General features: G+C 45.0%; 8 protein-coding genes. 3 read left to right on the top strand and 5 right to left on the bottom strand.

Translation table 11 applies throughout. The features are described 5' to 3' along the window. On the top strand, positions 1-1205 hold a 1205-nt coding region (locus tag AC4II3_RS19500; protein WP_490722871.1), incomplete at its 5' end, for a calcium-binding protein. 1 nt (position 1206) lies between these two features. Here the strand turns inward: AC4II3_RS19500 and AC4II3_RS19495 are convergent. The 4 genes from AC4II3_RS19495 to AC4II3_RS19480 form a co-directional block, all read right to left on the bottom strand. After that, positions 1207-1611, bottom strand: a complete 405-nt coding sequence (locus AC4II3_RS19495) for a hypothetical protein (RefSeq protein WP_293064659.1) — start codon at positions 1609-1611, stop codon at positions 1207-1209. Between the two features lie 26 nt (positions 1612-1637). Beyond that, positions 1638-2639, bottom strand: coding sequence for a protein translocase subunit SecF (gene secF, locus AC4II3_RS19490; protein WP_488010102.1), 1002 nt, complete (start codon positions 2637-2639; stop codon positions 1638-1640). Between the two features lie 327 nt (positions 2640-2966). Then, positions 2967-4361, bottom strand: coding sequence for a protein translocase subunit SecD (secD, locus tag AC4II3_RS19485; RefSeq protein ID WP_488010104.1), 1395 nt, complete (start codon positions 4359-4361; stop codon positions 2967-2969). A gap of 211 nt (positions 4362-4572) precedes the next feature. Continuing rightward, positions 4573-5556, bottom strand: a complete 984-nt coding sequence (locus AC4II3_RS19480) for a pyruvate dehydrogenase complex E1 component subunit beta (protein ID WP_488010126.1) — start codon at positions 5554-5556, stop codon at positions 4573-4575. Between the two features lie 415 nt (positions 5557-5971). Here AC4II3_RS19480 and dnaK point away from each other — a divergent pair, with 415 nt between their 5' ends. After that, positions 5972-7987, top strand: coding sequence for a molecular chaperone DnaK (gene dnaK / locus AC4II3_RS19475; protein ID WP_488010128.1), 2016 nt, complete (start codon positions 5972-5974; stop codon positions 7985-7987). 658 nt (positions 7988-8645) lie between these two features. Then, positions 8646-9710 (top strand): DnaJ C-terminal domain-containing protein, encoded by a 1065-nt coding sequence (locus AC4II3_RS19470; RefSeq protein ID WP_488010130.1) that lies wholly within the window; start codon positions 8646-8648, stop codon positions 9708-9710. A 56-nt stretch (positions 9711-9766) separates the two neighbouring features. Here the strand turns inward: AC4II3_RS19470 and AC4II3_RS19465 are convergent, their stop codons facing one another. After that, on the bottom strand, positions 9767-10465 hold the full coding sequence (locus tag AC4II3_RS19465) for a DUF8619 family protein (protein ID WP_488010106.1): 699 nt from the start codon (positions 10463-10465) through the stop codon (positions 9767-9769). Positions 10466-10622: the final 157 nt, after the last annotated feature.

Genomic DNA, 10622 nt, shown 5'->3' with positions numbered 1-10622 from the left:
CCGAGCCCGATCCCGAGCCAACTCCTGAGCCAACTCCCGAGCCCGATCCCGAGCCCGATCCCGAGCCAACTCCCGAGCCCGATCCCGAGCCAACTCCCGAGCCCGATCCCGAGCCAACTCCTGAGCCAGTTAGTCAGCCAGATCCCGAGCCAGTTCTCGCAGCTACTCAGGGAATTCCAGCTCCTGCCCCAGATTCAGATACCGACGGCATTGATGCTACTATCACATTTACCGGTAATCAGCTGGCACTGTTCCCAGGTGGCAACTTGACTCTGAGTGATTCTAATAACACCACTCTGGTTGGCGCAACAGTAACAATTGCCAATCTACTGAATCCCACAGAGGAACTGCTTACTGTTGACAACACTGATACTGATATAACGGTTAGCTTCGATGCTGATAATGGTAAACTCACCTTAGATGGGGTAGATACCATCGAAAATTACGAGCAAGTCCTCAACACCCTCCAGTATGAAAACATATCTGGTGTGGATAGCGATCCAGACACAGTGTTTGATGCGCCTAGTCGCATTTTCCAGTTTGTGGTTGATGATGGTTTAGCTTTCAACAACCAAAGTGAGGTAGCTACTCTGATTGCCATCCAAGATAATAGCTCGAGTGTGATTGGTACTCCCCAGGATGATACGTTGCTTGGGGGTAATGGCAACGATACCCTAGAAGGTATCCAAAACGATGACTTACTCGATGGTGGAGCTGGTAATGATAGCCTGATTGGAGGAGATAACGAAGACACCTTGATCGGTGGTGACGGTAATGACGTCCTGGAGGGTGGCAATAATGACGACTTACTGGATGGTGGAGCTGGTAATGATAACTTGTCTGGGGGAGAAAACGAAGACACCTTGCTCGGTGGTGAGGGTAATGACTCCCTGTTTGGTGGTAACAGTAATGATACCTTAGAAGGCGGATTAGGCAATGATACCTTATCTGGCGCAGGGGGCTTTGACACCTATGTCTTGAACCCTGGTGAGGGAACAGATACTGTGATTAGTTTTGAAGATGGAATCGATGTCTTCAAGTTAGGTGGAAGTCTGACCTTTGATGACCTGACAATTGGTAATAACCTTGGCGCGACTACTATTAGTATTACTGGCACTGGCGAAGTCTTAGCACAGGTGTTCGGGATATCCACGACTCAGCTCACAGCGGCAGATTTTGTTGTTAATGAGGATGTAATCGTTTAATTCAAGAGCCGCACACCCACTTCCAGAGTGGGTGTGTTGGTCCTTGCTGACAAATCCGTTGTACTTGTTGCTCCAGACGTTTCTGTTCTAAGGGTGGTAATCCAAATAAAATATTGCGACTTTGCCAAACTAAGACGGCTAAGGTTGTGCCAATACAGATAGCCAAACCTAGTGCAGGCACATGGTTGTAGATAATACTATACCGGAGTGCTGCCCAGGTAAAATGCGATCGCATCAGGGAAATTTCATACTGCCAAGCCCACAGGCTTAATGGAGCAACAGTTATCCAGAGAATGCCTACGAAAATCCACCTACCATAAACAGTTAATTGATGTAATCGTTTTACCCTGGCCTGAAGGATTGGGTCAAGGGTAATTTTTCGTCTTGGGCTATCTGGTTGCTCCATAATTAGAAGACTATTGAAAATGAGAACTAAACTTCATCAGAAAATTCTGCTTCAATCACTGAATTCCCCTCCTTTTCGGGCTTAACCGGAACATCGACTACAGACTGAGCTTTACCAGTGCGCTCTCTCCACCAAGCTAACAGGGTACTAGCAATAAAAATACTGGAGTAAGACCCTGCTGTAAAACCAATAATTAGTGCTAAAGCAAAGAATTTTAGGGTTTCTCCCCCGAACAGCAAGATTGCTAACAGGGGTAGCAAGGTAGTTAAGGTGGTATTGATAGAGCGGGTTAAGGTTTGATTAACAGCATCCTCTACAATTTGATTGATATGTTGACCTGGCTTGAGTTTAATTACTTCTCGCACCCGATCGTAAATCACCACAGTATCATTAACAGAAAAACCAATAATTGTCAATAGGGCAACCACAAATAAGGTATCGACTTCTACCCCTAGCACTAAACCTAGGATAGAGAAAAGACCAATAGCGATTAAGACATCGTGGAACAGGGCAACGAAAGCGAATAGGCCATAATCAAACTCGAATCGGAAGGTAAGGTAGACAAAAATGCCCACAAAGGCCATAAACAAAGCGATTAAGCCAGAAATAAACAGTTGCCTGCCCAAGGTAGGACCAACGGTGTCAATCTGAGTAGATTTGGGATCGAAAACACCAAGACGCTCGGTTAGGGCAGTTTGCAACTGGGTGCGTTCTTCAACATCTAATGTTTTAGTCCGAATTGTCAGGGCTTGTTTTTCTTCCCCTAGTATTTGGATACTGCTATTGCCAAGACCTTGAGCTGTCATGACGTCTCGCACCATAGCCAAATCGATCGGTTGATCGCAGTTTCCGGGTTGAGTACAGTCTCTCTCTAGCTGTAGGCGGGTACCACCAACGAAATCGAGACCTAACCGTAAAGGGGCTCCTAGTTGGATAAAAGAAATCACCATGGCAATGATACCGACCGTAATCAGGGCGGTTGAGATGCTCCACCAAAGCGATCGCGTTTTAATTACATTCAGTTTCATATTGACTTTTCTATTGATAAATCCTTATATAGCAAAGGGAACAGCGGATCTGGGAACAGGAAGTAGTAAATAAACTTATCACAATTAATTTAATTTAGGATTGCTATAAATTAGGAATTATGAATGATGAATTATGAAATGGGTTTGTTGATGGAATCTGAGTTTGGTCAACTAAACCCTTTATCCAAAAAGTTATCCACAACTAGGATGAAGGATTAAATAGATTTTTTAGTTGAACTCGATCCTGGTCAACTAAACCCTTTATCCATAAATAATAATTACACTTCTTACTTCCTATTTTCTACTTCCTATTTCCTAATTTATAAACTATTGGGTTGGTAAATTCGGGCAGAAGAGTTCTGGTTTCTGACGTACCCCTGGAAGTCCTAAAACTGCCACGAGCATCAGGGTGCGACTACAGGTAAGGGCGGTAAACATACTGATTCCTACCCCAATGCCTAGGGTTACGGCAAAGCCTTTGACTAGACCTGAGCCTAGCCAAAACAGTACTGCACAAGCGATTAATGTGGTCACATTTGCATCCAAAATACTAGAAAAGGCTCGGTAAAACCCGGATTCCACTGAGCGATACAAGGTCTTACCAGCACGTAATTCTTCCCGTGTCCGCTCAAAAATCAGCACATTGGCATCAACTGCCATACCGATACTAAGGATAAAACCAGCAATTCCAGGTAGGGTTAAGGTAACATCTAGTAGGGCAAAAGCTGCGATGGTGAGTAAAGCGTAGATACTCAGAGCAATATTAGCAATGATGCCAGGCAGTCGGTAATAGACCACCATAAAGATTAATACTAAAATCAGACCAACTGCAGCAGCATAGATACTACGTTGAATACTATCTCGTCCTAAGGTAGCCCCTACGGTGCGATTCTCCACGATTTCCACTGGCAAAGGCAAGGAACCTCCCCGCAGCTGGGCAGCAAATTCATAGGCACTTTCGGCATCAAAGTTACCGGTAATCACTGCTGCACCACCACTGATGCCATTTTCAGCATATTGCGCTGCCACACTCGGAGCACTAATTAGTAAATTGTCGAGGAAAATACCAATGCTGCGTCCTGTACCGGCAATGTTCTTGGTCAGCTCGGCAAACTTTTGAGCTCCCTCACTATCAAATCGAATAGCCACTTCCCAAGCACCACCAGTTTGAAGAGGTTGGGGACGAGCATCTTTGAGGTTTTTGCCAGTCAGACCAGTGCTTTCAAATAGTTCAAGGATGGCTTGGTTACTACGATTGATAGCAGCTTGATTTTCTGCGATCGCATCTCCATCACCATTGTTGCGCAATACCTCTTGGTTGAATTGTAGTTCTCGTAGCACTTGCTGTTCAACCTGCAGCTGTGCTTCTGTACCAATGTTTTGCTTGAGAAAATCCAGCTGTGCTGTTCCCCCTAGTACCCGTTCCGCTTGTTGCGGGTCATTGACACCAGGTAGCTGTACCAAAAGCTGGTCTTTGCCAACGGTTTGCACTACCGACTCAGAAACCCCTAGGGCATTGACTCGGCCTTCTATAACGGTTTTAACTGCGTCTAATTGCTCAGCAGTGATTTCCGTAATCTCTTCGGTAGTGTTAATCTGAATTGTGAGTTGAGCCCCTCCCTGCAAGTCCAGTCCTAACCGGATTGGAATTTGCACCAGTACTATGACTGCTGTAATTACAAGTACTATGATTAAGGCTAATAGTGAACGCTGTTTTTGCATGACTACGACCCGCCGCAACAAATGCTATGATAATCCGTTTTGGCGAGTCTAGTAACTGAGAAAGTCTAAAGTCTAAAGTCTGAAGGCTGGAGGCTTGAGTATTCTATCGATTGGTTACTTAGGAATCGGAATCTTTTTAACCTCCAGCATCTAATGATCAGCAACGCCCCCTGTATGGCTAATGCCTAAGCTTTATTTGCCAAGCTTTAAATTAAATCCGCAAAGCCACCATCTTTTTCACACCCTCGACAATCTGATCGGGTTGGACAATGGTGAGATTTTCCAGAGTACCGTTGTAGGGAGTGGGAATATCTTGGGATGAAAGCCTAAGCACTGGTGCATCGAGTTCATCAAACCAGCGCTCGTTAATCGATGCTGTTAATTCTGCCCCAATACCACCGGTTTTCATGCACTCTTCTACAATAATGACTCGGTGGGTTTTGGCCAGTGAAGCACCAATGGTTTCAAAGTCTAGAGGCTTTAGGGAAATCAGGTCAATCACCTCCGGATCATACCCCTCTTTTTCCAGCTGCTTAGCCGCTTGCATGGCGTGGTGACGCATCCGGGAGTAGGTAAGAATGGTAACATCTTTACCAGGGCGTACAACTTCAGCTTTATCAAGGGGTACCAAGTACTCCTGTTCTGGCAGATTTTCTTTGAGATTGTAGAGCAGGACGTGTTCAAAGAACAATACTGGGTTATCATCTCGAATGGCAGATTTCAGCAACCCTTTTCCATTGTAGGGAGTAGAGCAAGCAACGATTTTGAGACCGGGAACTGCCTGAAAGTAGGCTTCTAGACGCTGGGAGTGCTCGGCTCCTAACTGACGTCCGACACCACCAGGGCCTCTAACCACCATCGGGATTTTAAAATTACCACCAGAGGTATAGCGCAGCATCCCGGCATTGTTGGAAATTTGGTTGAATGCCAGGAGTAAAAACCCCATATTCATGCCTTCGACAATTGGTCGTAAACCTGTCATTGCTGCACCCACAGCTAGACCAGTAAAGCTATTTTCGGCAATGGGGGTATCCAGAAGCCGGAAGTCACCATATTTTTTATATAGATCTTTGGTAACTTTGTAGGAACCACCGTAGTGACCAACATCTTCACCGATTACAAATACTGTCTCATCCCGTGCCATTTCTTCGTCTATGGCTTCACGCAGAGCATTAAAGAATAGTGTTTCTGCCATTAATAATTCAATATAGGGGGCTAGTGTGATCGTAGCATTACCAGACCCATCGGATAAGGCACAGGAAAGTTTTCCACAGGTAAGTCGGGCGGATTGAGCTGTGGAAGCGCTAATCAATAGTCTTGAGTGTACTACTTCACCCGATCCTCAAGTTTGCTAACATGTTCTCTATTATGATAGGACGCCTAATCTAAAATTTCCCTCAATTAGGGGAGAACTCAAGGGATAGAATAGATTCAGTACTTCGGGGCATCCCTTACCATAACTGCAACCCTCAGCGGTCTAGGGTGACTACGCTTCGGAAAACCGAACCACTGGCTATATACAATTTTCATCAAAATATCATCTATATATATAGTAGTTGAAATTCATTGAACGAGTTGACAGCATTCATCTTGAGGAGAATAAAGGACGCATGGGCAAGGTAGTCGGCATTGACCTGGGTACAACAAACTCCGTGGTGGCTGTCATCGAAGGCGGTAAGCCGGTGGTAATTGCTAATGCGGAAGGTATGCGCACAACTCCGTCAATGGTTGGCTTTAGTAAGGATGGGGAAAGGGTTGTAGGACAATTGGCACGCCGCCAAGCTGTGCTTAATCCCCAAAATACATTCTATGGGGTGAAGCGGTATATTGGACGTAAGTATGCTGAACTCAATCCAGAGTCGAAGCGGGTTGCCTATACCATTCGCCGGGATGAAAGTGGTAATGTGAGAATTAAGTGCCCCCGCTTGAAAAAAGACTTTGCCCCAGAGGAAATTTCTGCGATGATTCTGCGGAAGTTGGCGGATGAGGCCAGCCGCTACCTGGGAGAGGAGGTAACAGGGACAGTAATAACAGTCCCGGCTTACTTTAATGATTCTCAACGGCAAGCAACACGAGATGCTGGACGAATTGCTGGGTTAGAGGTTCTGCGGATTCTTAATGAACCAACAGCAGCGTCTTTGGCTTATGGCTTGGATCTTGAGGCCAGCCAAACCATCCTGGTATTTGATTTGGGTGGGGGTACTTTTGATGTCTCCATCCTAGAGGTGGGGGATGGGGTCTGTGAAGTCCTATCCACCAGTGGTGATACTCAACTGGGGGGCAATGATTTTGATCGAAAAATTGTTGACTGGTTGGCAGAGCAATTTTTGGAATCAGAGGGAATTGATCTGCGACGCGATCGCCAAGCCTTACAACGGCTGACTGAAGCTGCAGAAAAAGCTAAGATCGAGCTGTCTGGGGTGGGTGTAACTGATATTAATTTGCCCTTTATTACAGCTACAGAAGATGGTCCAAAACACCTAGAAACTAGGCTGAAGCGCTCTCAGTTTGAAGAGCTATGTGTGGATCTAGTTAGTCGTTTGCGCAGACCCCTAAAACGAGCTTTCAAAGATGCTGGCTTAACTCCTATGGACATTGATGAAGTGATCTTGGTAGGAGGGGGAACCCGCACCCCGATGGTACAACAATTGGTGCGCAGCTTAATCGATCGGGAACCGAATCAGAACGTTAATCCTGATGAGGTAGTGGCAGTAGGAGCTGCAATTCAAGGAGGAATTCTCAACAGTGAAGTCAAAGATATCCTATTGCTGGATGTAACCCCGTTGTCCTTGGGTTTGGAAACTATTGGTGGGGTGATGAAAAAGTTAATCCCCCGCAACACGACTATCCCAGTCCGGCGGTCTGATATTTTTTCGACATCCCAAAATAATCAGACTTTGGTGGAAATTCATGTCCTGCAAGGGGAACGGGATATGGCAACAGATAATAAGTCTTTGGGTCGGTTTAAGTTGACTGGTATTCCCCCAGCACCACGGGGAGTGCCCCAAATTCAGGTGGCTTTTGATATTGATGCCAATGGGATTTTGCAGGTATTGGCACTGGATAAAACTACTGGTCGAGAACAAAGCATTACCATTCAAGGGGCTTCTACCCTGAGTGAGGCGGAAGTCAATAAAATGATTCGTGAGGCAGAAGAATATGCTGAAATTGACCGGGAACGACGGGAACGAGTAGAGAAGCGCAATCGGGCAGAAAGTTTGGCTAATGAAGCGGAACGGCAACTGAGGGAGGTAGCGCTAGATTTTGGTAGACAGTTTGCTAGTGGTTATCGGCGTCAGATTGAAGGCTTAATTCAGGAGATGCGTCAATCGGTTGCCCAAAATGATGACCGGGCTATTGATCGGACTCAAGGTGATCTACAAGATGCCCTCTATGAGCTCAAGCGAGAGGTACGGCTGCAATATGAGGAAGAAGAGGATGATGACTTGTTTGGCTCAATTCGTCGTACCTTCACCGGAGATAGTGAAAGAGACCGATATTCTGAACGGGATTACCGCCGGGACTCCTATGACTCCTATGGGGCTAGTTCATCGAGATCCACTCGCGATCGCTATCGCAGAAACCCCCTTGAAAATGATTGGGATGAGGATGATGATTGGTTTTAAATTAGTCAGTAGTTAGTTGTTAGTAGTCAGTAGCCATAACTAATTAGCAATTAGTCTTTAGTTGACACTCCCCGCCCGCTTATGGACGGGGATTCTTGCTTGGCCTTTGGCCACGCTACGCGAACAACGGGGTGACTTGTTATCCCTTGCCGGAGCCAGAAAAAATAGAGGTCTCCTCTCCACAAGCGTACTTGGTCTATGACCCAGGTTTCGGTGTGCCCCACCGTACCTAATCTAGTTAACAAGTTAGATAAACTTTTTGTTGATATTATGTTTTCGTAGATATCAAAATCGTTAGATTTGATTATGCAACAAGCTGATATATTAGCTTATTTTTTACATCATCTACTTATTTTAATATCATGTTTATCTAGAACATTAATTGTTTTTTTATTCAGCACTTAATTTTAACACGATGCGAGAAAACCGTCAAGTTTTAATTTAAAAAAAAGCCGTCCTATAAGGACGGGGCGCGATTACCAAAATTTTTTGGTAAAAGCCAACTCGGCTCTTCGCTTCAAACAATACTGACAATTGACGATTAATCGAGAATAGATCAAAAAAGCGATGCAGCCCCTTAATACGGGGTTTCCCCGATCAGGGAGTGCATTAAGACACTCAGAATTGACTAATGACCAATGACTAATGACTAATGACTATGCAAAACTATCGAGATTACTATGAAATGTTGGGTCTACCGACAGAGGCATCCAGCGAGGAAATTAAAAAGGCTTATCGGCGGTTAGCTCGACAGTATCACCCTGACCTGAATCCTGGAGATAAGACAGCAGAAGACAAGTTCAAGGATATTGGTGAGGCATATGAAGTTCTCTCTGACCCGAATAGGCGATCGCAGTACGACCAATTCAGCCGATATTGGCAGAAGAAAAAGTTTGGTAGAAAAGCGGCTAAAGCGGCTACTTTGATTAGAAATGTAGGGTGGAACGGCAATGGTCGTGGTTCATACGAACCAGAGGATTATGGAAATTACCGGGACTTTAACACCTTCATCGACCAACTACTAGGACGTCGCTCTACTAGAAAGGCAACATCAACTAGAAAGGCAACATCAACCCCACCTCCAGGGACTCGGGTAAGTTCCGATAGTGCGTTTCGACCAGGGAAAACTAAAACAGCCTACACTGTTAGTTCTCGTCTGAGACCTCAACCCAAATCCCAGCCTGAGCCTCAACCTTATCCCAAACCTCAACCTCAGGATATTGACGCTCGATTAACCCTACCTTTGGAAAAAGCCTATAGAGGGGGTCGAGAACGAATTCGCCTAGAAGATGGACGGGCTTTAGAAATTGAGCTACCTGCTGGGATGGTAACCGGTGCCCTGGTACGGCTCCAAGGTCAAGGTATTGATGGTGGATGTTTAAATTTAAAAATCACTGTCTCACCTCATCCCTTCTTTAAATTAGAGGAATTGGATGTGATTTGTGTAGTACCAGTAACACCTGCTGAAGCAGTATTAGGTGACTTAATAGAAGTTCCCACCTTGGATGGTAGAGTGCAAATTAATGTTCCTAGTGGCGTCAGGTCAGGACAAAAATTGCGCTTGGCCAATAAGGGTTATCCCAATCAAGAGGGGGGACGAGGGGATCAGGTAGTAGAAATTCAGATTGTTGTTCCCACCGAAGTCACTGAGGAGGTCAGAGAAATCTACGAAAAACTAAGGCAAATTGAGAATTTTAATCCTCGCCAGGATTTACTGGTCTAGGAACAAGGCTGACCTCCAAGGATCTCAACCATGACCGTTAATGGTTAAGTTAATGGTTAATAGGATCTTCGACGCCTAGAACTACGGGGACGTTGTCTGGAATAAGACCGCTCTTTATTCCTCAACTTACGACTAACTTGGACAAAAACATCTCGTTGCAGGTAAGGATAGTCATTTACCCAAATGTCTAAGCTAGGAATATAAATATCACTGGTATGGGCAATCTTGCCTAAGTCAGGCTGATTGGACATGACCAACATCTGAGCAATTTGTCCAGGTGAAATATTTTTGTGGAGGCTTTGAAGGGGAACTTGCAGCTGACTCATAAATCCAGTTTCATCTTCCACTTCTACATTTAACCGTCTCTCCCGGTGTTCCACAATTACCAACTCACCCCGCTGATTGACTTGTTCTTCTGTACCAATCAATTCCTCGGTCACAAATACATCTTCGATTCGGCCTTGCCAGAAGCCACTATAGGCATATCGACGCATCTTCAGGTTCCGCATACTTGCCCAATATACGGGACCCCACAACCAGTAAAGCCCTGCAGTGATCTCGAATAACACGCGGAAGGGAGCAAAACCTGAACCAAGAATCAAAGCTAAAATTAAAATCACCACGACTGCGATTAGAGAAATTAACAGTCGCCTTAAAAAATCTCGAAACTTACCCCAGTAGTAGCGATACTGGAGTCCCGTGGCTAGGACGGGAACGATTTGTTCAAACTTCTCGCGGGTGATGGGAATTAGCATGGGTTTTGTACTTAGTTCTTAGTCCTTAGTCTTTAGTTACTTAAGTATTTAGTATTTAGTATTTAGATTTTTTGTGATTGATCTCAATTTTGACAAATCACCAATGACTAATGACTAATGACTAATGACTAATGACTAATGACTAATGACTAATGAC

Source organism: Moorena sp. (assembly GCF_982860115.1).
This window is presented reverse-complemented; position numbering and strand designations above follow the sequence as displayed.